This window comes from Azospirillum melinis, assembly GCF_013340935.1.
Taxonomy (GTDB): Bacteria; Pseudomonadota; Alphaproteobacteria; order Azospirillales; family Azospirillaceae; genus Azospirillum; species Azospirillum melinis.
In genome coordinates, this window is the sequence record NZ_WHOS01000008.1 from 1 (window position 1) to 22,541 (window position 22,541).

Consider the following 22,541-nt stretch of genomic DNA (forward strand, 5'->3'; position numbering starts at 1 on the left):
CGCGGCGTGACGTCGACGCCCAGGCTGTCCGGCGTGACGGTCTCCAGCGGCTTCTTCTTCGCCTTCATGATGTTGGGCAGCGAGGCATAGCGCGGCTCGTTCAGGCGCAGGTCGGCGGTCACCACCACCGGCAGCTTGAGCTCCACCGTCTCCAGCCCGCCGTCGATCTCGCGGGTCACGGCAACCGTGCCGTCACCGGCGGCGATCTTGGAGGCGAAGGTACCCTGGCCCCAGCCGAGCAGGGCCGCCAGCATCTGGCCGGTCTGGTTGCAGTCGTCGTCGATGGCCTGCTTGCCGAGGATGACGAGGCCGGGGGCCTCCTTCCCGACCAGCGCCTTCAGGACCTTGGCGACGGCCAGCGGTTCGGTCGTCACGTCGGTCTGCACCAGGATGGCGCGGTCGGCGCCCATGGCGAGTGCCGTGCGCAGCGTCTCCTGGGCCTGGGTCGGGCCGACGGAGACCACCACGATCTCGGTCGCCTTGCCGGCTTCCTTGAGGCGCACGGCTTCTTCGACGGCGATCTCGTCGAAGGGGTTCATGCTCATCTTCACGTTGGCGGTCTCGACGCCGCTGCCATCCGCCTTGACGCGGATCTTCACGTTGTAGTCGACCACTCGCTTAACGGGGACGAGGACTTTCATAACTCACCCTGGCTGCTGAGCGCGCGCCTGTTACGGCGAACACCGCGAAAATTGCTGTGGTTGCGAACGGACCATAGGATCTGGCAATACCACTGTCAATGACGCGCCGGACGCGCGGGTGGCGTTGTTTGCCGCCCTGTTTGTCGCGGCCAGGGCGGCGGCAAGGGAGAGGGCGCGGCGCCAATCGGAATGCGCATACTCAGCGGTTCGCGCCCGGCACCCACAGCACATCGTCCGCCCCATTGCGGTTCACCACCCGGCTCAGCACGAACAGGTGGTCCGACAGCCGGTTGACGTATTTCAACGCCGCCGCGGTCACCGGCTCGTGCCGCGCCAGATCGGTCATCAGCCGCTCCGCCCGGCGCACCACGGTGCGGGCCAGATGCAGATGCGCCGCGGCCGGCGAGCCGCCGGGCAGGATGAAGGAGGTCAGCGGCGCCAGACCGGCGTTCATCGCGTCGATCTCCGTTTCCAGCCGGTCGACCTGGGCCTGCACGATGCGCAGCGGCGGGTATTTCGGCTCCTCCTCCTCCGGCGTGCAGAGGTCGGCGCCCAGATCGAACAGATCGTTCTGGATGCGGCCCAGCATGGCGTCGGCGTCCGGCCAATCACGGGTATGCAGCCGCGCCATGCCGATGACGGCGTTCGCCTCGTCCACCGTGCCGTAGGCGGCGACGCGGCGGTCGCCCTTCGGCACCCGGCTGCCGTCGCCGAGCGAGGTTTCGCCGGCGTCGCCGCCGCGCGTGTAGATCTTGGTCAGCTTTACCATGGGAAAGCGTCAGCCTTGGGTCAGGATGGCGAGGACGAACAGCAGCAGGGCGGCACCCTGGAGCATCACGCGCAGCCGCATCGCCTTGTTGGAGCGGCGCGGGTCTCCCCTTCCGCCGCGGGCCATGAAGAAGAGGCCGACGAACAGCGAGCCGACCACCGCCAGCATCGCCATGACCATCAGGATGGGGAAGAGAGTCTGCATGGGGCTCACTATATCCCAGCATCCGGCCCGCGCCTACGGCGACGGAATCGGGACTTGGGGTAATCACCCGGTTGCCAAAGCCGTTGGACTGCATACAGTGCGCGGCGTCGGGACCGGGGAAGCCGGCGGAATGGGCTGGCGGAACTGACATGACTTTGGAGAAGCAGGCGATGCAGCGGCGGACTTTCCTGAAGACGGCCCTGAAGGCGACCGCGATCACCGCGGCCGGCACCGGCGCCCTGGCGGTGCTGGGCCGCGAGGCCGTCCAGGCTGCCCCCGGGGCCGCTCCCGCCGCTGTCCCGTCGGTGTCCTTCCCGATGGACTTCCTCTGGGGCGTCTCGACCTCCAGCTACCAGATCGAGGGCGCCGTCGCCGAGGATGGGCGGGGGCCGAGCGTCTGGGACACCTACAGCCATTCCTTCGGGCGGATCGCCAACGGCGACACCGGCGACGTCGCCTGCGACCATTACCACCGTTATGCCGAGGATGTGGATCTGATGGCGAAGGCCGGGATGAAGGCCTACCGCTTCTCCATCGCCTGGCCGCGGGTGATGCCGCAGGGCACCGGTGCGGTGAACGTCAAGGGTCTGGACTTCTACGACCGGCTGACCGACACGCTGCTGGCGAAGGGCATCCAGCCCTGGCCCTGCCTGTTCCATTGGGACCTGCCGCAGGCGTTGCAGGACAGGGGCGGCTGGACCAACCGCGACATCGCCGGCTGGTTCACCGACTACGCCCTGGCGGTGACCGCCCGGCTGGGCGACCGCGCCCGCAACTGGGCGATGCTGAACGAGCCGTCGGTGGTCGCCATCTTCGGCCACGGTACCGGCGGGCATGCGCCGGGCCTGACCGGCCGCCAGAACTGCCTGAAGGCGATCCACCACCAGAACCTCGCCCAGGGCACGGCGATCGCGGCGCTGCGCCAGACCGGCGGCAGGAACTGGCGGCTCGGCACCGTGCTGTCGCTCCAGCCGTCCTGGCCGGTCGGCGGGCTCGACTCGAACTATCCCGCGTCGCTGATGTGGGACGCCCTGTGGAACCGCTCTTGCCTGGACCCGCTGTTCAAGGGCCGCTTCCCGGAGCAGCTGGAGGCCGAGTTCACCCGCATCGCCAAGCCCGACGATCTGGCCCGCATCAAGCAGCCGGTCGATTTCCTCGGCGTCAATTACTACAGCCGCATGCACCAGCAGCCGGACGGGCAGGGGCTGTTCGGCACCGGCTATGGCTCCGCCCCCGAGGGCACGCGCAAGACCGGCATGGAATGGCCGGTCGAGCCGGACGGGCTGAGCGAGATCCTGGCCGAGTTGCAGGAGAAATACGGCAACCCGCCGGTCTATGTGACGGAGAACGGCGCCGATTACCCCGACAGCGTCGGCCCCAGCGGCCGGGTCGAGGACCGCGACCGCATCGCCTACCTGCGCGACCATCTGCTGGCCGCCGCCAAGTCGATCGACGAGGGCTGCAACCTCAAGGGCTACATGGCCTGGACCCTGCTGGACAATTTCGAATGGTCGGAGGGCTACCGCCGCCATTTCGGCCTCGTCCAGGTCGACCGCAAGACGATGGCCCGCACGCCCAAGGCCAGCTACGACTGGTACGCCTCGGTCATCCGCAACAACGCCGTTCCGCTGGTCTGAGCAACCGCGCTAGACTGTGGCCATGCCGACCCCCCGCCCGCCCCAGCCCACCCGGTTCGCCATCCAGAAGGCGCGTGGCAAGGGCTGGAGGACGCTGGAGGTTGGGGAGGAACTGGCCCATGCCAAGGCGCGGTTCGACCGGATGGTCGGCGTCAACCCGCGGGCCTATTTCCGGCTGATCCAGCTCGATTACAACGCCGACTCCGGCTATGAGGGCATGGAGTTCAACTGGACGCTGATCGAGCTGTACGATCCCACCCAAGGCGGCCGGGTGAGGCCGGCGGCGAAGCCGGCTCCGCCCAAGCCCGTCCCGACCGCCACTCGCAAGCCGAAGGGCGGGCGCACGGCCGCGGAGCCCGTCGCCCTGCCGCTGCGCATCTATCTGGCGGTGATCCTGATCGGCACGCTGGCTGGCGGCCTCGCCTATCTGCACTTCGTCGGTGGACGGTAGAGCCTCACTCCGCCGTGTAGCCCTTGCGGCGCATGCACTGGGCGAAGATTTCCTTGCGATAGCCGAACTGCGGCGTTTCCGGCAGCGGGCGCAGCGGATAGCCGCGCAGGCGCATGGTGGTGTCCACCTGCTCGGTGCATTCGTCATAGGCGACGGTCGGCACGTCCGGGCTGGCGGTCCATTCGCGGTAGGCGGGCGGGCTGCTGCATCCGGACAGCAGGACCAGCGCGGACAGGGCCGCGGACAGGCAGGCCAGCCCCGGCAAGGCCGCCAGGAGTCGCGGGCGTGCGGCGTCGGTTCCGGCCTTGGCGCCGGTCATGGTCCCGGTCATGGCGTGCGTCCTGTTCCTTTTTCGCCCACGATTTGACGCTACCACGTCCGGCCCTTTCCGATCCATTTTCGCGCACCATTTCCGGGAACGCGCCTTTTCGGCAACGCTGCGCGGCTGACAAAGCAGACGCCCAAAAATCGCCGCCGGAAATAGGGCGCAATCTGGTAACACGATCCTGGTCCCCGATTCGGGGGGAGTGTCGTGGCTCTGAAGTCGGTCTGGCGTCACGGACGAAAGGGAGAGGCAATGTCTGGGATTTCGCGGCGGGTGCATGGTGGCGCCGCGGTGGCGGCTGTAGCACTGGTGGTTTCGGCCCTGACGGTGGGAGCGCCGGGCCCGGCATGGGCCGAGGCGTCGGTCGCCGACATCCAGTGGGCGCAGACCATCCTGAAGGACAAGGGCTACAACATCGGCGGCCGGGCCAAGGGCCAGATGACGCCGGAAACCCGGTCCGCGCTCAGCGCCTATCAGAAGTCGGCGGGCCTTCCCGCTACCGGCAACCTCGACCAGGCCACCATCGCCAAGATGATGGGCGAGCGCGAGAGCAAGGCCGCGCCGACCATGGGCAGCCTGTCCAAGAGCCAGGTCGGCCAGACCCGCCACGACAAGGAGGTGGCGCCCCGCGCCGCCCCGACCGGCCGTGTCGAATCCGGCAATGAGAGCGTCGGCGGCATGGCCCAGTTCGGCGGCGCCCCGGTGTCGTCGTCTTCCTCGTCCTCTTCTTCCTCGTCCTCGGCCAGCCACAGCGCGCCCGCCGCGGCTCCGGCGGCCCGCCCGTCGGCGCCGGCTGCCGCCGCAACATCCAGCGCCACGCCCCAGAGCGCGCCGCGCCCATCGGTCTCCCCATCGGCCGCCCCATCGTCCAGCGCGTCCGAAGGACCGACTCCGCAGGCCGCGCCGCGCGGAGCGGTGGCGGCGACCACGCCCGACGGCAAGCCGGCCCCGGTCGAGGAACCGGCGGCGGTCGGCGCTGCGCCCTCGATCTGGCAGTCCAATGCCGCGCGGGCCGGTGTCGCCGGGCTGATCGCCGCGACGCTGGGCGGCATCGGCTTCGCCTGGTGGCGCAGCGGCCGCGGTGTCGATCCGCTCAGCCGGGCGCCGGCCGGCGACGACAGGCCACGTGAAAACCGTGTCGAGCCGAGCTTCGGCACCCCCCGCCGCCGCGAGGAGCTGACCACCGAACCGCGGCTGACGGCGGAGGCCCGGCGGCGCTGAGCACCGCCCCGATCACATCATCCCCTTTACATCATCATCGGGTAGCCGCCTCCGCCGCAGCCACCGGGGCCGCAGGCGGGGGCAGGGGCGGGCGCCGGTTGGGACTTTCCGACGCGCGGCGCCATGATGGCCTTGGCGACCTCGGTGCCGCCGCAGGACGGGCAGGGGATGCCAGAGTCCTTCTTGGCATCGTAATCGGCCATGTTGTCGAACCACTGGTCGAAATCATGGCCGCAGGCGCAGTGCAGGGCGTAGACGATCATCGCGGGAGCCTCGAAAAGCGGAAGTCCGGGCGCTCTTCTAGCCAGCCCTCCGATGTCCCGCCAGGATCTGCATCAATCGGAAGCGTCAGCGTGACTCGGTGACCCCCACCCGCGCGCACATCGGCAGCAGCGGGCAGGTGGAGCAGCGCGGCCGTTCGCCGGTGCACACCCATTTGCCGAAGGGCACCAGCCGCTCGTTGATCTCCACCCAGTAGCGTTTGGGCAGCACCGCCAGCAGCGCCGCCATCGTCTTCTCGGGGTTACGCGCCTGCACATAGCCCCAGCGGTTGACGATGCGGTGGACATGGATGTCGACCGCCAGCGCCGGGATGCCGAAGCCGACCGCCAGCGTCAGCGCCGCGATCTTCGGCCCCACCCCATGGAAGCGCATCAGCCCGTCCGGCGTGTCGGGCACTTCGCCGTCCTGTTCCTCGACGATGCGGCGGGACAGCGCGCGGATGTCGCGCGCCTTCGGTTCGGGGAAGGTGGCGCCGTGCAGCAGCTGGACCAGCCGCTCCTCCGGCAGGGCGGCCATGGCGGCCGGCGTGTCGGCGACGGCGAACAGCCGCTCTGCCACCTCCAGGCTCGTCTCGTCCCGCGTGCGGGCGGAAATCAGGCTGGCGACCAGCTGCTGGAACGGGGTGGCATAGCCGCGGTCGCGCAGCTCGAACATCGCCGCCTTGGGATAGGGGGCGACCGCGACCCGCAGTCGGCGGAAGACCTCGTCGATGTCGAAGTCCTGGGACGTCGCGGGCTGCACACTCACGGGAGGCCACCTCCGGGGAACGGGCTGCCGAAGAGCCCTGTCCGGTAACCGGCAAATTTCCCGATTGTTCCGCCCGTCCTGTCCCGTTTACAGCGCCTTGATCTGCATCTTGATCGGCCCGTCCGCCCGGCCATGGACGAACTGGTCGACATAGGCGTTGCCCGAATTGTCGATGTCGCGGGCGTGGCCGGTCCAGATGATCCGGCCCTGGTAGATCATGGCGATCCGGTCGGCGATCTTGCGGGCGGACGCCATGTCGTGGGTGATGGTGACCGCGGTGGCGCCGAGATCCTTCACGCACTGCACGATCAGCTCGTTGATGACGTCGGCCATGATCGGGTCGAGGCCGGTCGTCGGCTCGTCGAAGAAGATGATCTCCGGCTCGTCGGCGATGGCGCGGGCAAGGCCGACACGCTTCTGCATGCCGCCCGACAGCTCCGCCGGCGACAGCTCCGCCACGTCGGGGCCGAGGCCGACGGCGCCCAGCTTGGCGACGGCGATCTCCTTGGCCTGGGATCGGGGCATGTGGGAGCCCTGGATCAGGCCGAAGGCGACGTTTTCCCAGACCTTCAGGCTGTCGAACAGGGCGGCACCCTGGAACAGCATGCCGAACTTGTGCAGCAGCTTCTCGCGCTCGCGCGAGCGCAGCCGGGTCGTCTCGACGCCGTCGACCTGGATCGAGCCGGAATCGGGAGTCAGCAGGCCGAGGATGCTCTTCAGCATCACCGACTTGCCGGTGCCCGACCCGCCGATGACGACCAGCGACTCGCCCTTCGCCACCTCCAGATCGATGCCGTTCAGCACCTTCTTCGGGCCGAAATGCTTGGTGACGTTCTTGAGCGCGATCTTGGGAACGGTCATTTCGATGGCGCTCACTTGGTCGAGAAGAAGAGGCCGGTGATCAGGTAGTTCCACACCAGGATCATGATCGACGCCGACACCACCGCGTTGGTGGTCGCAGCCCCGACGCCCTGGGCGCCGCCCTTGGAGTGGTAGCCGTGGTAGCAGCCCATCAGCGCGATCAGGAAGCCGAAGATCGCGGCCTTGACCAGACCGGAGATGACGTCGACCGGCTGGAGGAATTCCCAGGTGCGGTTGATGTAGCTGGCGGCGTTGAAATCCAGCCGGTAGACGCCGACCAGGAAGCCGCCGAAGACGCCGATGATGTCGGCGACGATGACCAGCAGCGGCACCATGGTCAGCCCGGCGATCAGCCGCGGCGCCACCAGATACTTGTGCGGGTTGGTCGACAGGGTGGACAGCGCGTCGATCTGCTCGGTCACCCGCATGGTGCCGATCTCGGCCGCCATGGCGGCGCCGATGCGGCCCGCCACCATCAGGCCGGCCAGCACCGGCCCCAGCTCGCGCGTGATCGACAGCACGACGACGGTGGCGATGGCGCCCTCCGCCTGGAAGCGGGAGAAGCCGCTGTAGCTCTGCAACGCCAGCACCATGCCGGTGAACAGCGCGGTCAGCCCGACCACCGGCAGCGAGTAATAGCCGATGTCGATCATCTGCCGCAGGATCTGGCGCGGATAGAGCGGCGGCCGCACGCAGTGCGACAGGGCGGACCCGGTGAACAGGGCAAGGCGTCCGGTCGCTTCCAGGAAAATCAGGAAGGCCCGGCCGGTGGCGGCAAGGAAACCCATCAGTCGGACCGCATCCTTGGTTTGAGACTCATTTGGGCGATGCGGTCATAGCACCGATGAACGGCTAGGTCATCCTTGGACTTTGCAATGGTGGGGCGAGTTGGTCGTCGCGGTCGAGGGAGCGTGCGGCTGTGTCGGACAACGATGACACGGATGTCACGGATTAAGGCACGGATTTCACGGATATCGCTTCGGCCAGTCATGCCCTTCCAGGCAAAGCAGCCACTTGCCCAAGTGAAATAAAAATCCGTGTAATCCGTGTCAAAATCCGTGACATCCGTGTAAATCTTGCCAGACGAAGCTGCGCGCCGGCTGGATCACATGCCTCGTCTACTCCCCACCCACATAAACCCGGTGATAGCGCCGGCCGAGCGAGGTCAGGATTTCGTAGCCGATGGTGCCGCCCTCATCCGCCACCGTGTCGACCGGGCGGCTCGGGCCGATCAGCTCGACCATGCGGCCGGCCTGGGCCACGCTCTCCGGCAGGCCGGTGACGTCGATGGTGATCAGGTCCATCGAGATGCGGCCGACGATGGGGGCGGCGACGCCGTCGACGAAGACATGGCCCCTGCCGCTCAGCGAGCGCAGATAGCCGTCGGCATAGCCGACGCCGATGGTGGCGATCAGCGCCGGGCCGGTCACCCTGTGGGCGGCGCCATAGCCGACCGTCATCGGTGCCGTGCAATTGCGCACCTGCAAAAGCCGCGCGTCCAGCCGCACGCTGCCGCGCATCGGGTTGGGCAGATGCGGCGTCGGGTTCACGCCATAGAGCGCGCAGCCCGGCCGGGCGAGGTCGAAGTGATGGTCCTTGCCATGGAAGATGCCGGACGAGTTGGCGAAGCTGGCCTTCGCCTTGGGCAGCCGGGCCAGCGCGCCGCGGAAGCGGTCGAGCTGCTCCCCGGTCATCGGGTTGTCGAATTCGTCGGCGCAGGCGAGGTGGGTCATCCAATAGCGGACGTCGATGCCCTCCAGCCACTCAGGATGGCCGGCCAGTTCGTCCAGCTCGTCGGGGCCGAGGCCCAGCCGGTTCATGCCGGTGTCGATGTGGATCACCGCCGGCAGGACCTCGCCGCGCGACACGGCGAAGGCCCGCCACGCCGCGATGTCGCCCAGGTGGTTCAGCACCGGCAGGATGCGGCCGGCGAGGAAATCCCCCTCACAGCCCGGCGGCAGCCCGCCCAGCGAGAACACCTGCGCCTCCGGGGCGACCGGCTCCAGCGCCCGGCGGACGGCGAGCGCCTCCTCCAGCTGGGCGACGACGAAGGTCCGGCAGCCGGCCGCGGCCAGGGCCGGCACAACCTGCGCCACCCCCAGCCCATAGGCGTCGGCCTTGACCACGGCGGAGCATTCCGCCGGTGCCACCCGGTCGCGCAGTTGGCGCCAGTTGGCGACGACGGCGCCGAGATCCACGGTGAGGATTGCGCCGGCGCGCGGGGTCTGGTCGCTCGTCACTCTGGTCACTCGTCGGTCTGGTGGTGCTGGTCGAGATCGCCGAACTTGGTGAACTGGCCGTCGAAGTAGAGACGGACGGTGCCGATCGGACCGTGACGCTGCTTGGCGATGATCACCTCGGCGGTGTTGTGCACCTCGCCCAGGCGCTGCTGCCAGCGCTGATAGCGGTCGTTGAACTTGTCGTCGCTCTCGTCGGGCCGGCGCGAAGGCTCGGCGCGCTCAAGATAATACTGTTCGCGGAAAACGAACATCACGACGTCGGCGTCCTGCTCGATGGAGCCCGATTCGCGAAGGTCGGCCAGCTGCGGGCGCTTGTCCTCGCGAAGCTCCACCGCGCGGCTCAGCTGCGACAGCGCCACCACCGGCACGTCCAGCTCCTTGGCGATGGCCTTCAGGCCGCGGGTGATCTCCGAGATTTCCTGCACCCGGTTCTCCGATCCGCGCGAGGACGAGCCGCGCAGCAGCTGGAGATAGTCGACCACCACCATGCTGAGGCCCGAGGTCCGCTTCAGCCGGCGGCAGCGCGTGCGCACCGCGGCGACCGACAGGGCCGGCGTGTCGTCGACATAGAAGGGGCAGCGCGCCAGATCCTGGCTGGCCTGGACGAATTTCGGGAAGTCGGTGTCGCGGATCTCGCCGCGGCGGATCTTGTCGCCGGGCACCTGCACCTCGTCGGCGAGGATACGGGTGGCGAGCTGTTCCGCCGACATTTCCAGCGAGAAGAAGCCGACGACGCCGCCTTCCTGGCCGGAGGAGCGCATGTGCGCCTTGGCGGCGTTGAAGGCGATGTTGGTGGCGAGCGCCGTCTTGCCCATCGAGGGGCGGCCGGCGAGGATGATCAGGTCCGACGGGTGCAGGCCGCCCAGCTTGCGGTCGATGTCGATCAAGCCGGTTGTCACGCCGGTGACGTGGCTGGAGCGGCGGAAGGCCGCCTCCGCCGTCGTGATGGCGTGCTTGACCGACTCGCCGAAGGCGACGAAGCCGCCCTGCACGTCGCCGGTGGAGGCGAGGTCGAACAGCTGCTTTTCCGCCTCGCCGATCTGGTCGAGTGCCGTGATGTCGAGGTCGTGGCGGTACGCCTCGTTCACCATGTCGGTGCCGACCTCGATCAGCTGCCGGCGGATGAACAGGTCGTGGATGGTCTTGCCGTAATCGCCGGCATTGACCACCGTCACCACGTTGGCGGCCAGTTCCGCCAGATAGGCGCTGCCGCCTTCGACCGCCAGTTCGGGATCGTTGTCGAACAGGGCCTTCAGCGTGACCGGGTTCGCGATCTGGCCGCGGTCGACCATCTTGGTGATGGCGGCGAAGATGCGCTGGTGGGCCGGATCGTAGAAATGCTCCGGCCGCAGGAACTCGCCGACCTTCTCATAGGCCTTGTTGTTGACCAGGATCGCGCCCAGCAGCGCCTGCTCCGCCTCCTCGTTGTTGGGAGGCGTTCGGTATTCCGCCGTCGGCTTGACCGCGGATGACGGGCGGGGATCGAACAGCGATGAGGTCTGGTTGCTCATGGAGGACACAGTATCAGAAACAGAACGCGAACGCTCGGTGAAGGGCGGGGAGCCATCCACAAAAGCTGTGCACAGAAGTTATCCACAGGCTGGGAAGTCTGGGGATAACGGCGGGAAGGGCCGGTGACGCCTGAATGTGACGCCTGGAGGCGTGGCCTCAGAGCTTCCGGGGCCTCACATCTTCTTGGGCTGGGCCGGCTGGGCCGGGTCGGGCATCGTCCCCAGCGCCTCGAACACGCCGTCGACATGGTCGGCGACGCGGTAGAGGGTGGAGCGGTCGATGCGGGCGAAGCCCTGGGCGACCATATGGTCGATCAGCCCCAAAAGCGGGCGCCAGTAGCCGTCGACGTCGGCGATGACGATGGGCTTGTCGTGCAGCTGAAGCTGCTTCCAGGTCAGGATCTCGAAGGCCTCGTCCAGCGTGCCCAGGCCGCCCGGCAGGATGACGAAGGCGTCCGACCGCTCCACCATCATGCGCTTGCGGGTGTGCATGCTGTCGACGACATGCAGCTCGGTCAGGCCGGTGTGCTCCACCTCGGCCGACTGGATGTGTTCCGGGATGATGCCGACCACCTCGCCGCCGGCGGCAATCGCGGCGTCGGCGGCGATGCCCATCAGCCCGACCCGGCCGCCGCCATAGACCATGCGGATGCCGCGCCGTGCCAGCCCGTCGCCCAGCGCGTGGGCGGCCTCCTTGTGGACATCGGCGACACGGGACGACGCACCGCAATAGACGCAGACGGACGACAGGCTCTTCATCGCGGGTCAACCTTTCTCGCCGCCGTCCTCCAAAGGAGGCGGGGCCGCAAAAAAATCTGGCGAATGCCATGGAATATCGGGTGGGGGCGGCGCGTCAACAGCGGCACAGGCACCGTTTAAGCCACGGCATCATCGGGAGGGACCACATGAGCAACCGGGTCGTCAATGTTCTTGCGGCGGCATCCGTCGCCGGTCTGATGTTCACGCTGTTCGGCATGTCGGCCGGCGCCGCCGGCGCCGCCGATCCGGCCGAGCAGGTCAAGGACCGGCAGCAGACCATGAAGAAGTTGGGCGGCGGCATGGGCGCCGTCGCCAAGTTCGTGAAGAACGAGGGCGCCACCGCCGAGGATGCGGCCAAGGGGGCGGAAGCCGTGCTGGCGGTGTCCAAGATGGACCCTAAGAAGATCTTCCCCGAAGGCACCGCCGTCGGCGTGGCCGACAGTGCCGCCAAGCCGGAGCTGTGGAAAAGCTGGGCCGAGACCCAGAAATACTGGAGCGCCGTCCAGCCCGCGGCCGAGAAGCTCGACGCCGCCATCAAGGGCGGTGACCGCACGCAGATCGCCCAGGCGCTCGGCACCACCTCCAAGACCTGCGGGAGCTGCCACGAGGACTTCCGCGTCAAGAAGAACTGACCGGTGCGGCGCGTCCTGACCGCCGCTGCCCTGCTGCTGCCGCTCGCCTTCGCGGGCGGCAGTGCGCAGGCGGCTGGCGAGGCTCCCACAAGTGACGCTGCAAAGGACGCCGTCAGCCGGGGCGCCTACATCTTCAACGCCGCCGGCTGCCTCGGCTGCCACACGGATGAGAAGGGCGGCGGCCAGCCGCTGGCCGGCGGCCGGGCGCTGGCGACCCCCTTCGGCACCTTCTACACCCCGAACATCACGGCGGACCCGGTGAACGGCATCGGCCGCTGGAGCGACGCCGACTTCATCCGCGCCGTCCGCGAGGGCGTGCGGCCGGACGGCGCCGCCCTGTTCCCGGCCTTTCCCTATGCCAGCTACACGCGGATGACCGACCGCGACCTGCTGGACCTGAAGGCCTATCTGCTCAGCCTGCCGGCGGCATCCACCCCCAACAAGCCGCACGACCTGTCGCCGCCCTTCTCCTGGCGCTTCCTGGTGCCGGTCTGGCAGTGGATGTACCTGACCCCCGGCCCGGTCGCCGACGACCCGGCCAAGCCGCCGGCCTGGAACCGCGGGCGCTATCTGGTCGATGCGCTCGGCCATTGCGCCGAATGCCACAGCCCGCGCACCCAGCTCGGCGGACTCGAGTCCGACCGCTATCTCGCCGGCAATCCGCAGGGGCCCGACAACGACAAGGTGCCGGGCATCACCGGCTCCAAGGCCAAGGGCAAGGGGATCGGCGACTGGTCGGACGGCGACCTGTCGCTGTTTCTGGAAGCCGGCCTGACCCCGGACGGCGATGTCGCCGGCGGCGCGATGGGCGAGGTCGTGCGCAACACCACCTCCAAGCTGACGGCAGACGACCGCGCCGCCATCGTCGCCTATCTGCGGACGGTGCCGGCGAAGGAGTGAGGCTTGGCGGCAACAGGCGCCGATTTGGTGCGGAATCCTGATCCATTCGGGCAATCGAGCCCGTTTGGCGGATGGGTCCGCTCCAACGGCGCCATTCTTTTGCGACCTGTCCTTCTGCTATAGTCAGGCATCCTGCCAGTGTGGCGGGCCGCCGGATGGGTGCTCAGGTGAAACGAAACGCGTTGTTCGCAGCTTTGGGCGTGGCTCTGATGGGTGGGGCGGCGGCGGTCGCCCTTTGGCCCGCCGGGAAACCGGCGACCGTGCCAGCGACCGGGCAGGCGACTCTGGCCTCCGCTCCGGCCCCCGTCCCCACGGCTGCGCCGGCACAGACGGCGACGCGGACCGAGACGCAGAAGCCTGCACCGGCGACGCCGGCGGCAGTTCCGGAACAGGCGAAACCCGCCGCACCGAGCTTCGACGTGGTGCGGGTGGCGCCGGACGGGGCGACGGTGATGGCCGGCCGTGCCGCCCCCGGTTCGGAGGTGACGGTCACCGATGCCGGCACCCGCGTCGCGTCGGCCAAGGCCGACCAGCGCGGCGAATGGGTGATGCTACCCGACAAGCCGCTGTCGCCCGGCACCCGCGAATTGAACCTGACCGAAACCCGCCCCGGCGCCGACGCCCCGCTTCCCGCCGACAAGGTGGTTGTGGTGATGGTGCCGGAGCCCGCGGCGAAGCCCGGTCCTGAGTCGCCTGCCGCGCCGGTCGCGGTGGCGGTGCCGCGCGACGGGCTGGCCGGCGCGGCGCCGGCCATGGGCGGCAGTTCACTTTTGCAGGCCCCGCCGCTTCCCGACAACGGCGCCCCGCCGCCACCGGGCGGCGTGTCGGTGGAGACGATGGACTACGATCCCGCCGGCCGGGTGGCGCTGGGCGGGCGGGCGGCTCCCAACAGCGCGGTGCAGCTCTATCTCGACAACATCCTCGTCGGCAGTGCCCACAGCGATCCCAAGGGCAACTGGCGCCTGACCCCGGAAAAGCTGATCGACCCCGGCCTCTACACCCTGCGCGCCGATCAGGTCACCCTGTCCGGCAAGGTGGTGTCGCGGGCCGAACTGCCGGTCCAGGTCTCCGCCATGCCGGCATCCGCCACGGACGGGCGCAACGTCGTCGTCCAGCCCGGCAACAGCCTGTGGCGGCTGGCACGCCGCACCTATGGCGACGGCATGCTCTACACCACCATCTACACCGCCAACCGCGAGCAGATCCGCGACCCGGACATGATCTATCCCGGTCAGATCTTCGCGCTGCCGCAGGTGAATTGAGGCGCGCTGCCCCTTCGGACGTTGTGGGTTTCCGGAATTTTCATCGGCCTTCATCCCCGCGAAGGCGGGGATCCAGGCTTACCGATTGGCCACGCTTGGGAAACACTGGATTCCCGCCTTCGCGGGAATGACGGCCGAAAGAAGCTCGTGATTGAAGCCAGCAGTCAAGCGGTTCAAATCCAAGGCTTCCCCCGGCAAACCCCATAAAAACTTACAAACTCTCAGCCCGGCGGCATCCGCCCGATGGCGGCCCAGCCGAGCGGGGTGAGCCGCAGCACCTCCGGCCCTTCGCCGGCCGGATTCGGGTCGAGCGCCACCAGTTCGCGGTTCTCGAACCAGGCCCAGCGCGCCACCTCAGCGGTGGTGCCGGTCCAGCCCTCGGCCAGACGCTTCAGGACGTCGAGGTCGGCCGCCGCGATGGGGAAGCGCGGCTTCGCCACCGCCGGCTTGGCGGCCGGCGCCGGTGCGGGGGCGGGCACCGGCGGGGCGTCGGCCCCGGCGCGGGCGCGGATCCAGTCGGTCTGGTAGCCGCGCAGCGCCTGTTCCAGTTCCGTGCGCGCGGCCTCCACCGGGCAGCGCAGGTAGGCGTCCAGCAGGGCGCGCAGCGTGTTCGTCGCGTCGGTCATGTCCGTCACCAAACTCCAAAACCAACCCAGTCAGATCGCAACCCTGTCATCGGGCCATTTCGCACCGGAACCGCCCGGCCGGACCGCCGTCACAGCCATCCCGTCCGCCGGAAGCGGACATACAGCGCGGTGCAGGCGACGGCGATCACCGCCAGCACCGCCGGGTAGCCGTACCGCCAGTGAAGCTCCGGCATATGCTCGAAGTTCATGCCGTACAGGCCGGCGACGGCCGTCGGCACGGCGAGGATGGCGGCCCAGGCGGCCAGCTTGCGCGTCACGTCGTTCTGCCGCGCCGATGCCAGGATCATACTGGTTTCGAAGGCGAAGGACAGCACCTCGCGCAGTGAGCCGATCTGTTCGTTGACGCGGATCACATGGTCCTGCACGTCGCGGTAATAGGGCCGGATCGCCGGGTCGATCATCGGCAAATCGAAGCGCTCCAGCCGCGAGCAGACCTCCAGCAGGGGCGAGGCGTTGCGGCGCAGCCGTTCCAGGTCGCGGCGCAGCTGGTGGATGCGCTCAATCTCCCCCGTGCTGGGCGGGCGGGCGATCAGCATGGCGTCCAGCTCGTCCACCGTGGTTCCCATCTGGTCGAGCACGGGAAAGTAGCAGTCCACCACATAGTCCATGATGGTGTAGACGATGAAGTCCTCGCCATGCTTCAGAAGCTGCGGCGCGCTTTCCGCCCGTGCCCGCACCGGCGAATAGCTGGTCGAGGCGCCATGCCGCACGGTGACGACATAGCCGCGGCCGGCGAAGACATGGGTTTCGCCCAGCACCAGCTCGCCCTTTTCCAGCCGGGCGGTGCGCAGGACCATGAACAGGCTCTCGCCATAGACGTCCAGCTTCGGCCGCTGGTGGGCGTGCAGGGCATCCTCCACCGCCAGCTCATGCAGGCCGAACTGCCGCTTCACCTCCATCAGCAGGGCCTCGTCCGGCTCCCACAGGCCGATCCAGACGAAGTGGTTCTCCTTGGCCGCCCAGGCGCCAGCCTCGTCGATGGGCACCTCGGCGATACGCCGGCCGTCGCAATAGGCGGCGCTCGCGACCACGCCGTCGCGGGGCGGGACAGCGGAAGGAGATGGGGCAGGGGAAGGGGAGGGCAGCTGCGTCATGGAGTGGAAAACCGGAAGAGAGGCGGCAGGTCGCCGCCACTCTAAAGAGGTTCCCCGGCAGCGTCGACGGATCCGCAGCCCTCATCCGGGCGGACCGGCCGCCTCGCGCGTTCTCATTGCCAAGGACCAGCTTGCAGGAAGGCGGGGGCGATGTTCGAATCGGCGGCGCGTATGATGTATTTTCTGGCGGCGGTGACGCTCGGCCTGTTCGCCCTGATGTTCATCGGCGTGTCGGCCCTGACGGTGGTGGAGGGGGTGGTCGCATTGGACAGCGGCGTCCTGACCTCGGCCATGCTGGACGGTGTCGGGATGATCGTGCTGGCCATCGCGGTGTTCGAGATCGCCAAATACCTCTACGAGGAGGAGATCGTCCGCGAACGCGAGCTGCGCCGCGCCGACGAGGCCCGCCGCACCCTGACCAAGTTCCTGACCACGATCATCATCGCCGCCAGCCTGGAGGGGCTGGTCCTGGTGTTCGAGGCGCGCACCAGCGAGATTTCCGCCATCATCTATCCGGTGATGCTGCTGGGCGTGGTCACGCTGCTGGTCGTCGGGCTGGGCGCCTTCCAGCTGCTGGCGCGCAAGGCGGAGAGCATCCATGTCGATCCCGCCGCGTCGGAAGCGGACGAGGCCGATGAGGACAAGCGGCCGGAGGTCTAGCGGCGGTTTCCAGAACTCTCCGTCGCTGACGGCGCGGTCGGAAGCCCCGCCGATCCGCCATCGGCAGGCTCAACGCCGACGCAAGGCCACGACAGCGCCAACAACCGCATCGGGGAGCGTCGTTCGTCAGGCGACCGCGGACCCGGTGCGTTCCGACAGCAGGGTCCCGGCGATCTCCAGGGCCTCCTCGCGGGACGAGGCGATCCGCAACGGATAGCCCCAGAATTTGGCGAAGGCAACACCGAAAGCCTTGAAGGCCAAGCGCTTGGCGGCGCTCGGCTCGATCACGATCATCGCCAGCACGAGGCTGCGCAGTTCGGCCTTGTGTTTCTTCATCCACAGCGCATTGCGTTTGTTTTCCTCCTGGCTGTGCTCATGCTCCTCGTCCGGCGTGGAATCGGTCAGCAGAACGAACGGCTCACCGCGACTCAGGCTCGCCTCGAATGCTTGGAAATCCTTGTCGTGGTCATGATCCGGGCCTTTTTCGAAAGTCACCCAGACCAATGGAAAGTTCGTGCTGTCAAACGACATGTCTTGTCTCCTGAGCGGGATTGATGCTGTCACGTGGAGCGGATGTGCCGCCAAGACATGATCGTCGCGACCGCGCTCGGAAGGGTGACGGCCAGCAGTTCCAAGGCGACGAGATGGCCGCCGTCGCGCAAGCCATCGAAGACGCCGCCGAGCGTGCACAGTGTGAAAAGGAGTCCGCCGAAAGCGAGCATGGCCCAATCGGTGGCGCGCCGTCCGGCAAGAGCCAGCAACGCCGGGATGACCCAGGCGCCATAAAAGATCACCGCGCCCCACAGCATTGTGGAATCGAACGTTATGGCCGGCATCTTTCCGCCGCTTCTGATGTATTCGTTCATATAGGAGAAGCATTGGAACGTGATGAAAATCGTAGACCCCACTGCAGGGACCAGCCATGCGAGCGCAAGTCTGATTGATTTCGTTTCGATCATGGGCTCACTCCTGTTTGGATTTTCTCGATGGGGGAGTTGTGCGCCGCCGCCATTAAGAAAGAGCGCGCCGCATGTCCCCGCACCCTGGAAGCAATAGCTCACTCGACTTTTGGCGTCATTGCGCAATCTGACCAATGTATGTTTTAATTCGGCCAAGTTGGAACGCCGCCGGGTGAGGCCCCGATGTATTTGGATGTCCGTGGCGACTGGCTCTCTTATGTCGATGAAATTCCCCGCGCCCTCGTCGCGGCGAATGCCGTTGCCAGTCTCCAGACCCTGGAGCGGTCGCCGCGGCACTCGCATCAGAAAGCGCAACTGCTTTTCACTGTCCGTGGGATCATCAACTGCGAGGTCGATGACGCTGTCTGGATCGTGCCCCCGCAATGCGCCGTGTGGATTCCCGGGGGACTGCCCCATACGGTCTTCGGCTCAGGCGTGGTGGAGTGCATTTCCCTCTTCATCGAGCCTCCCGAGGCGCCGAGGCTGCCGGACAAGTGCTGCACGATCACGGTATCGGGCCTGCTCCATCATCTGCTGATGCGGGCGAACGGGATTCCGGAGCACTATGACGTCGACGGTCCGGACGGCAGACTCGTGTCCGTTATCTTCGACGAGCTGGCTGCGGCTCCGATCGAAGACCTCCGCCTCCCGATCCCCAGCGATCCGCGTCTGAAGAAGCTCACCGCCCTGTTGATCGCGGCGCCGGCGGATCGTGCCTCCGTCGCGGAATGGGCGTCCCGGGTCGCGCTCAGCGAGCGCAGCCTGAGCCGCATGCTGGCGGAGGAGGTCGGCATGAGTTTCGGCCGCTGGCGCCGGCAGTTGCATGTCGTCCTTGCCTTGCGGCATCTGAGCACCGGCCAGACCGTGCAAGCCGTCGCGATGGATCTCGGCTATGAAAGCGCCAGCGGTTTCGTGACCATGTTCCGGAAGATGGTCGGAAAACCACCGGCCCGGTATCTTCTGGAGCGGCCTGGGTCTGGGCCTGCGTCTCGCGATCATGACGGCGGATGAGGCGGGTTTCCGGCAAGGCTGGCCGTACCGATACGCGACGTGCTCACGATCAGAAGCTCTTGGTCATCCCGAGCCCGACGATGCGGCCCGGTCCGGCCGCGACGGTTTCGACGCCCAAATAGAGCGAACCGAAGGTTTCGGCACGCTGGTCGAGGAGATTGCGCCCGAAGGCATAGATTGCCAGATCGCTCGCATCGTTGCTCCACGCGACCCGCGCATCGACAATGTGGTAGGGCTTCAGATCGAACGAGTTGTCGACATCGGCGGGACGGCTCCCGGTGAACTGATACTGCACCCCGAAGGACAACGAACCGGGGAGGCTCACGACGCCGGCCGGGATGTCGTATTGCAGTCCCGTGGTGGTGGTCCATTTCGGCGCGTTGGGCACCCCGTTCCCCGTGACGGTGTTTATGCTGGCGCCATTGGCTCCCAGCTTGCTGTGGGTGTAGCCGAGGCCGCCCGTCAGGGTCAGCCCATCGGTGATGAGCGCGCGGCCCTGAAATTCGAAGCCGGTGGTCTCGTAATCCTGGTAAGTCGTGCCGAACGTTCCGCGCGCCGGATCCAGGTAGGTCATGACGCCGTTCTTGATGGTGTTGCGAAAGGCGCTGGCATCGAGTTCGAGGCGGTCGTCGAACAGGCTTGTCTTTATGCCGGCCTCATAGGTCCAGCCGGTCGCCGCCGGATATGGATCGTCCACCACGCCCTTCACCGGATAGCCGAACAGCGGATAGACCCGCGCGGCGTGTCCGCGCGCCACCGAGACGTAGGTCCGGACCTCATCCGACCATTTGTAGGCCAGCGCCATCCGGCCCGTCGGATAGGTTTGCGAGGCGGAATTCGAGCCTGTCAGATCGCCGATACCCTGCGAGTTCCGGCGCTTGATTTCGATGTCGTCATGGCTCAACCGGCCGCCGACCGAAAACTCCCACCGCTCCGCGACCGGGATCGACATGTCGCCGAACAGGCCAAGATTGGTGCTGTTGAAATCGGAGTTCATCGTGATGGCGTCGAAGTACGGCGCGGGCGCACATTGCGCGCTGACGCACGTACGTCTCCCCTCGCTGCGGGCGACGCTGGCGCCCATGACCCACCGGATCGGATCGCCTTCCCGCGAACTCAGCCGAAGCTCCTGGCTGAAGACGTTCTCCTTATCGTCGAGGTGGCCGCGGGAACTGAAGGCTGGAAATCCGACCCGGTCGTAGAGCAGCCTGTCGGCGTTGTCGCTCTTGCTGTTCAGCTCATTGTGCTGATAGGCGCTGATGGAGGTGACCCTGAAGGCGCCGAATTGGTGTTCCACGGTCAGCGTGGCGCCGCCCTGGGTCGTCATCGACTTCGGCTCGGTCAAGCTTCCGCTGGTCGGAAAGTGCGACGCATCGCGCAGGAGATAGAAGGGTGCGTTGCCTTCATCCCGCAGGTAGCTGCCCGTGAGGGTGACGGTCGTATCGTCGCTGCCGGTGAAGCGCAGCCCGCCACGGAAGGCCCCGATGTTGCGTTTGCCTAGGTCGTCGGTGTAGAGGCTACGGACGTCGCCGCTCTGGTGCCCGAGACGGAGAGCCATGCGTCCATCGAGCGCATCGGCGATAGTGCCGCCCAGGACCATCTCACCCATGCGGTAGCCGTTCGAGCCGATCTCGCCGGTCGCATGGATATCCCGCGTCCCGTCCGGCTGATTGGTGACGACGTTGATGGCGCCGCCCAGGGCATTGCTGCCCCAGAGCGTGCCCTGCGGGCCGCGCATCACCTCGACCCGATCGACGTCGAGGAGGATGCTGGACGCGCCCATCATGCTGTTCGGCACGCCGTCGGTGCTGAAGGCAACCGTGCCGTCGGAATAATTGACGGGCGATCCGAGGGAGCTGACGCCGCGAATCGAGAAGAACTGCGACCCCGTGGCTCTGCTGACCCACTGCACGTTCGGCGAGTTGCGGGCAATCGCCGCGCCGGGATCGAACGGTGCCGCCTTCAAGCTGTCCTGGGGAACGACGGTGATGCTTTCAGGGACATTTTTCAGGTCCTCCCTGGTCTTTCTGGCCGTCACGTCGATAGGGTCGAGGACCAGAGTGTCCGACCGTGAATTCGTTTGCGCGGGCTTTGTCTGTGCTGGTGCCGTTTGCGCTTCTGCGACACAGGCCCATCCCGAAGCAAGAAACGTCGCGAGCAGATAGATCGGACTCGCCGGCAACTTGTAGATGTTCGAGCGGTTCATTTGTCGTTCCAATGCGATAGGCTGCGGCGGCTTGATGCAAATGATCCGCATTAGCGTTAGAATAATCTGGAATCGGCGGAACACGCTCTCGCGGTCTCGCCAATCGATAGGTCGATCCGGCCAAACTACGGCTTCCCGGCCCAGCCGCTGCCGGGGGGCGTCCTTTGCGAGACCCGAGCCATGGGGTTCGCCGACCTCTCGGATGCCGGCGGGTTTCCGACAGGGCCGTCAGCGAAGGAGCGTTTTGGAAACCGGCTCTTTGACCGACACCGCATAGGCCGACCTTCCGGGACGGCGGCTCGGCAAAGCTTGCCTTTTGCCGTGATTGACCCGCCCGTACTGCCTGCGCCAAGCTTGCTGCCGTCCAAGGTGGTAGAGGGAGAAGGGGCATGGCCCGCAATACGGGCAACTACACGGCCGTCTATGGCTTTCCGGAATCGGCGGACGCCGCGCGCCGTCTGGCCCAGGCACTGGAGATCCCCTGCCACATCGCCGAGCTGCACCGCTTCCCCGACGGCGAAAGCCTGGTCCGGCTGCCGGAGCCGGTGGAGCGCGCCATCGTCTACCGCTCGCTCGACCGCCCGAACGACAAGCTTGTCGAGCTGACGCTCGCCGCATCGGTGCTGCGGCGCCAGGGGGCGACCGACCTCTGCCTGGTGGCGCCCTACATGGCCTACATGCGCCAGGACGCCATCTTCAGGCCGGGCGAGCCGGTCAGCCAGACGGTGGTCGGCGACTGGCTCGGCCGCTGTTTCGACCGCTTCGTCTGCGTCGAGCCACACCTGCACCGCACCCACACGCTGGACGAGGTCTTCGTCGGCCGCCCGTCCGCCGCGCTCAGCGGGGCCGGCCCCATTGCCGACCATCTGCGGGCGAACGGCGTGGCGCCGGGCACCGTCATCGTCGGCCCGGACGAGGAATCCGCCCCGCTGGTGGGGGCGGTGGCCGGCCCGCTCGGCCTGACCGGCATCGTCGGCCGCAAGGAGCGGCGCGGCGACCGCGACGTGACGGTGGCGCTGCCCCCGGACGCGCCGATCCATGGCCGGCCGGTGGTGATCGTCGACGACGTCATCAGCTCCGGCGAGACGATCTTCTCCTGCGCCCGCGCGGCACGGGTTCTGGGGGCGAGCCGGGTGCAGGTCTATGGCGTCCATGCCCTGTTCAGCGACATCGTTGCCGAACGTTTCGCGGCGGAGGGGTTGGGCAGCCCGCTGTCCTGCGACGGCGTGCCACACCCCTCCAACGCCCTGTCCCTCAGCGGCCTTCTCGCCGACGCAATCGCGTCGTTCGGACGCAAATAGGCCGTCCCGGTCCGGCGGCGGCGGGCGAAGCGTGGAAGAAATGCCAGGCTGCCTGTCCAGTCTGCCGAGGCCGAGGCGCGCGACTGGGCCGTGGGCATCCTGTTTCCCATCAGTAATACTAACGTTCGTGGTAGAAACTGGTGTAATCTGGGCTCCGGACCGTCGAGAGCGGCGGTCCGGATCTGGCGATGCGCGGGGGCGGTCCGTTGAGCGGAGGCGTG

At 67.5% G+C, this 22,541-nt stretch carries 25 protein-coding genes; 9 read left to right on the top strand and 16 right to left on the bottom strand.

Annotation, left to right across the window (positions count from 1 at the left end; translation table 11 throughout):
- From GBZ48_RS08185 to GBZ48_RS08195, 3 genes are all read right to left on the bottom strand, one after another.
- Window positions 1–641, bottom strand: a 641-nt coding sequence (locus tag GBZ48_RS08185) for an electron transfer flavoprotein subunit beta/FixA family protein (protein WP_174470586.1), incomplete at its 3' end; no start/stop codon positions are given.
- Window positions 642–840: 199 nt separating this feature from the next.
- Window positions 841–1,410 carry a cob(I)yrinic acid a,c-diamide adenosyltransferase gene (locus GBZ48_RS08190; protein WP_174470587.1) on the bottom strand — a complete coding sequence of 190 codons (570 nt, stop codon included), beginning with the start codon at window positions 1,408–1,410 and terminating at the stop codon, window positions 841–843.
- Between the two features lie 9 nt (window positions 1,411–1,419).
- A complete protein-coding gene (locus GBZ48_RS08195; RefSeq protein WP_098735145.1) occupies window positions 1,420–1,614 on the bottom strand; it encodes a twin transmembrane helix small protein in 195 nt (64 codons plus the stop codon).
- Between the two features lie 149 nt (window positions 1,615–1,763).
- Between GBZ48_RS08195 and GBZ48_RS08200 the strand changes: the two genes are divergently transcribed.
- Window positions 1,764–3,251: a GH1 family beta-glucosidase gene (locus GBZ48_RS08200; protein ID WP_246307070.1), complete on the top strand. Its 1,488-nt coding sequence runs from the start codon at window positions 1,764–1,766 to the stop codon at window positions 3,249–3,251.
- 22 nt (window positions 3,252–3,273) lie between these two features.
- Entirely contained in the window at window positions 3,274–3,702 is a 429-nt protein-coding gene (locus GBZ48_RS08205; protein WP_174470588.1) for a hypothetical protein, read from the top strand.
- A 4-nt stretch (window positions 3,703–3,706) separates the two neighbouring features.
- On the opposite strand, the gene GBZ48_RS08210 is transcribed toward GBZ48_RS08205, so the two are convergent.
- Window positions 3,707–4,033, bottom strand: coding sequence for a hypothetical protein (locus GBZ48_RS08210; protein WP_246307071.1), 327 nt, complete (start codon window positions 4,031–4,033; stop codon window positions 3,707–3,709).
- A gap of 246 nt (window positions 4,034–4,279) precedes the next feature.
- On the opposite strand from GBZ48_RS08210, the gene GBZ48_RS08215 reads away from it, so the two are divergent.
- A complete protein-coding gene (locus GBZ48_RS08215; protein ID WP_174470589.1) occupies window positions 4,280–5,248 on the top strand; it encodes a peptidoglycan-binding domain-containing protein in 969 nt (322 codons plus the stop codon).
- 26 nt (window positions 5,249–5,274) lie between these two features.
- Here the strand turns inward: GBZ48_RS08215 and GBZ48_RS08220 are convergent, their stop codons facing one another.
- The 7 genes from GBZ48_RS08220 to GBZ48_RS08250 all read right to left on the bottom strand — a co-directional run bounded on the left by GBZ48_RS08220 (window position 5,275) and on the right by GBZ48_RS08250 (window position 11,648).
- Window positions 5,275–5,511, bottom strand: coding sequence for a DUF1178 family protein (locus GBZ48_RS08220; RefSeq protein WP_174470590.1), 237 nt, complete (start codon window positions 5,509–5,511; stop codon window positions 5,275–5,277).
- A gap of 85 nt (window positions 5,512–5,596) precedes the next feature.
- Window positions 5,597–6,277, bottom strand: a complete 681-nt coding sequence (locus GBZ48_RS08225) for an endonuclease III domain-containing protein (protein WP_343049436.1) — start codon at window positions 6,275–6,277, stop codon at window positions 5,597–5,599.
- Between the two features lie 87 nt (window positions 6,278–6,364).
- Window positions 6,365–7,138, bottom strand: coding sequence for an ABC transporter ATP-binding protein (locus GBZ48_RS08230; RefSeq protein WP_174470591.1), 774 nt, complete (start codon window positions 7,136–7,138; stop codon window positions 6,365–6,367).
- An 11-nt stretch (window positions 7,139–7,149) separates the two neighbouring features.
- Entirely contained in the window at window positions 7,150–7,926 is a 777-nt protein-coding gene (locus GBZ48_RS08235) for an MlaE family ABC transporter permease (protein WP_149231975.1), read from the bottom strand.
- 330 nt (window positions 7,927–8,256) lie between these two features.
- Entirely contained in the window at window positions 8,257–9,378 is a 1,122-nt protein-coding gene (alr, locus tag GBZ48_RS08240) for an alanine racemase (protein ID WP_343049437.1), read from the bottom strand.
- Window positions 9,379–9,383: 5 nt separating this feature from the next.
- Window positions 9,384–10,889 (bottom strand): replicative DNA helicase, encoded by a 1,506-nt coding sequence (locus GBZ48_RS08245; RefSeq protein WP_174470593.1) that lies wholly within the window; start codon window positions 10,887–10,889, stop codon window positions 9,384–9,386.
- Between the two features lie 174 nt (window positions 10,890–11,063).
- Window positions 11,064–11,648, bottom strand: coding sequence for an LOG family protein (locus GBZ48_RS08250; protein ID WP_174470594.1), 585 nt, complete (start codon window positions 11,646–11,648; stop codon window positions 11,064–11,066).
- Between the two features lie 146 nt (window positions 11,649–11,794).
- On the opposite strand from GBZ48_RS08250, the gene GBZ48_RS08255 reads away from it, so the two are divergent.
- From GBZ48_RS08255 to GBZ48_RS08265, 3 genes are all read left to right on the top strand, one after another.
- A complete protein-coding gene (locus tag GBZ48_RS08255; RefSeq protein WP_174470595.1) occupies window positions 11,795–12,280 on the top strand; it encodes a c-type cytochrome in 486 nt (161 codons plus the stop codon).
- Between the two features lie 3 nt (window positions 12,281–12,283).
- Window positions 12,284–13,180 (top strand): c-type cytochrome, encoded by an 897-nt coding sequence (locus GBZ48_RS08260; protein ID WP_174470596.1) that lies wholly within the window; start codon window positions 12,284–12,286, stop codon window positions 13,178–13,180.
- Window positions 13,181–13,440: 260 nt separating this feature from the next.
- Complete coding sequence (locus GBZ48_RS08265; RefSeq protein WP_343049438.1) at window positions 13,441–14,442, top strand: LysM peptidoglycan-binding domain-containing protein; 1,002 nt, start codon at window positions 13,441–13,443, stop codon at window positions 14,440–14,442.
- Between the two features lie 221 nt (window positions 14,443–14,663).
- Here GBZ48_RS08265 and GBZ48_RS08270 read toward each other — a convergent pair whose 3' ends face one another.
- On the bottom strand, window positions 14,664–15,068 hold the full coding sequence (locus GBZ48_RS08270; RefSeq protein ID WP_174470598.1) for a hypothetical protein: 405 nt from the start codon (window positions 15,066–15,068) through the stop codon (window positions 14,664–14,666).
- Between the two features lie 89 nt (window positions 15,069–15,157).
- Window positions 15,158–16,183, bottom strand: a complete 1,026-nt coding sequence (corA, locus tag GBZ48_RS08275; protein ID WP_174470599.1) for a magnesium/cobalt transporter CorA — start codon at window positions 16,181–16,183, stop codon at window positions 15,158–15,160.
- A gap of 150 nt (window positions 16,184–16,333) precedes the next feature.
- Here corA and GBZ48_RS08280 point away from each other — a divergent pair, with 150 nt between their 5' ends.
- Window positions 16,334–16,843, top strand: a complete 510-nt coding sequence (locus tag GBZ48_RS08280; protein ID WP_174470600.1) for a hypothetical protein — start codon at window positions 16,334–16,336, stop codon at window positions 16,841–16,843.
- 126 nt (window positions 16,844–16,969) lie between these two features.
- Here GBZ48_RS08280 and GBZ48_RS08285 read toward each other — a convergent pair whose 3' ends face one another.
- Together GBZ48_RS08285 and GBZ48_RS08290 are read right to left on the bottom strand one after the other, a co-directional pair.
- On the bottom strand, window positions 16,970–17,374 hold the full coding sequence (locus GBZ48_RS08285; protein WP_174470601.1) for a hypothetical protein: 405 nt from the start codon (window positions 17,372–17,374) through the stop codon (window positions 16,970–16,972).
- Window positions 17,375–17,403: 29 nt separating this feature from the next.
- On the bottom strand, window positions 17,404–17,802 hold the full coding sequence (locus GBZ48_RS08290) for a hypothetical protein (protein ID WP_174470602.1): 399 nt from the start codon (window positions 17,800–17,802) through the stop codon (window positions 17,404–17,406).
- A 183-nt stretch (window positions 17,803–17,985) separates the two neighbouring features.
- Here GBZ48_RS08290 and GBZ48_RS08295 point away from each other — a divergent pair, with 183 nt between their 5' ends.
- The gene (locus GBZ48_RS08295; RefSeq protein WP_174470603.1) at window positions 17,986–18,813 is read left to right on the top strand and encodes an AraC family transcriptional regulator; all 828 of its coding nucleotides are present in this window, start codon (window positions 17,986–17,988) and stop codon (window positions 18,811–18,813) included.
- A 49-nt stretch (window positions 18,814–18,862) separates the two neighbouring features.
- On the opposite strand, the gene GBZ48_RS08300 is transcribed toward GBZ48_RS08295, so the two are convergent.
- Entirely contained in the window at window positions 18,863–21,019 is a 2,157-nt protein-coding gene (locus GBZ48_RS08300) for a TonB-dependent receptor (RefSeq protein WP_174470604.1), read from the bottom strand.
- Window positions 21,020–21,408: 389 nt separating this feature from the next.
- Between GBZ48_RS08300 and prs the strand changes: the two genes are divergently transcribed.
- Entirely contained in the window at window positions 21,409–22,320 is a 912-nt protein-coding gene (gene prs, locus GBZ48_RS08305; RefSeq protein ID WP_174470605.1) for a ribose-phosphate diphosphokinase, read from the top strand.
- The last annotated feature ends 221 nt before the right edge of the window (window positions 22,321–22,541 follow it).

What these genes read in the sequence shown, in the direction of transcription:
- GBZ48_RS08210 (WP_246307071.1), bottom strand. Translation starts at nt 4,033, where the DNA reads ATGACCGGGACCATGACCGGCGCCAAGGCCGGAACCGACGCCGCACGC.
- GBZ48_RS08190 (WP_174470587.1), bottom strand. Translation starts at nt 1,410, where the DNA reads ATGGTAAAGCTGACCAAGATCTACACGCGCGGCGGCGACGCCGGCGAA.
- GBZ48_RS08195 (WP_098735145.1), bottom strand. Translation starts at nt 1,614, where the DNA reads ATGCAGACTCTCTTCCCCATCCTGATGGTCATGGCGATGCTGGCGGTG.
- GBZ48_RS08290 (WP_174470602.1), bottom strand. Translation starts at nt 17,802, where the DNA reads ATGATCGAAACGAAATCAATCAGACTTGCGCTCGCATGGCTGGTCCCT.
- prs (WP_174470605.1), top strand. Translation starts at nt 21,409, where the DNA reads ATGGCCCGCAATACGGGCAACTACACGGCCGTCTATGGCTTTCCGGAA.
- GBZ48_RS08245 (WP_174470593.1), bottom strand. Translation starts at nt 10,889, where the DNA reads ATGAGCAACCAGACCTCATCGCTGTTCGATCCCCGCCCGTCATCCGCG.
- GBZ48_RS08220 (WP_174470590.1), bottom strand. Translation starts at nt 5,511, where the DNA reads ATGATCGTCTACGCCCTGCACTGCGCCTGCGGCCATGATTTCGACCAG.
- GBZ48_RS08300 (WP_174470604.1), bottom strand. Translation starts at nt 21,019, where the DNA reads ATGAACCGCTCGAACATCTACAAGTTGCCGGCGAGTCCGATCTATCTG.
- corA (WP_174470599.1), bottom strand. Translation starts at nt 16,183, where the DNA reads ATGACGCAGCTGCCCTCCCCTTCCCCTGCCCCATCTCCTTCCGCTGTC.
- GBZ48_RS08250 (WP_174470594.1), bottom strand. Translation starts at nt 11,648, where the DNA reads ATGAAGAGCCTGTCGTCCGTCTGCGTCTATTGCGGTGCGTCGTCCCGT.
- GBZ48_RS08235 (WP_149231975.1), bottom strand. Translation starts at nt 7,926, where the DNA reads ATGGGTTTCCTTGCCGCCACCGGCCGGGCCTTCCTGATTTTCCTGGAA.
- GBZ48_RS08285 (WP_174470601.1), bottom strand. Translation starts at nt 17,374, where the DNA reads ATGTCGTTTGACAGCACGAACTTTCCATTGGTCTGGGTGACTTTCGAA.
- GBZ48_RS08230 (WP_174470591.1), bottom strand. Translation starts at nt 7,138, where the DNA reads ATGACCGTTCCCAAGATCGCGCTCAAGAACGTCACCAAGCATTTCGGC.
- GBZ48_RS08255 (WP_174470595.1), top strand. Translation starts at nt 11,795, where the DNA reads ATGAGCAACCGGGTCGTCAATGTTCTTGCGGCGGCATCCGTCGCCGGT.
- GBZ48_RS08205 (WP_174470588.1), top strand. Translation starts at nt 3,274, where the DNA reads ATGCCGACCCCCCGCCCGCCCCAGCCCACCCGGTTCGCCATCCAGAAG.
- GBZ48_RS08215 (WP_174470589.1), top strand. Translation starts at nt 4,280, where the DNA reads ATGTCTGGGATTTCGCGGCGGGTGCATGGTGGCGCCGCGGTGGCGGCT.
- GBZ48_RS08270 (WP_174470598.1), bottom strand. Translation starts at nt 15,068, where the DNA reads ATGACCGACGCGACGAACACGCTGCGCGCCCTGCTGGACGCCTACCTG.
- GBZ48_RS08295 (WP_174470603.1), top strand. Translation starts at nt 17,986, where the DNA reads ATGTATTTGGATGTCCGTGGCGACTGGCTCTCTTATGTCGATGAAATT.
- GBZ48_RS08280 (WP_174470600.1), top strand. Translation starts at nt 16,334, where the DNA reads ATGTTCGAATCGGCGGCGCGTATGATGTATTTTCTGGCGGCGGTGACG.
- GBZ48_RS08200 (WP_246307070.1), top strand. Translation starts at nt 1,764, where the DNA reads ATGACTTTGGAGAAGCAGGCGATGCAGCGGCGGACTTTCCTGAAGACG.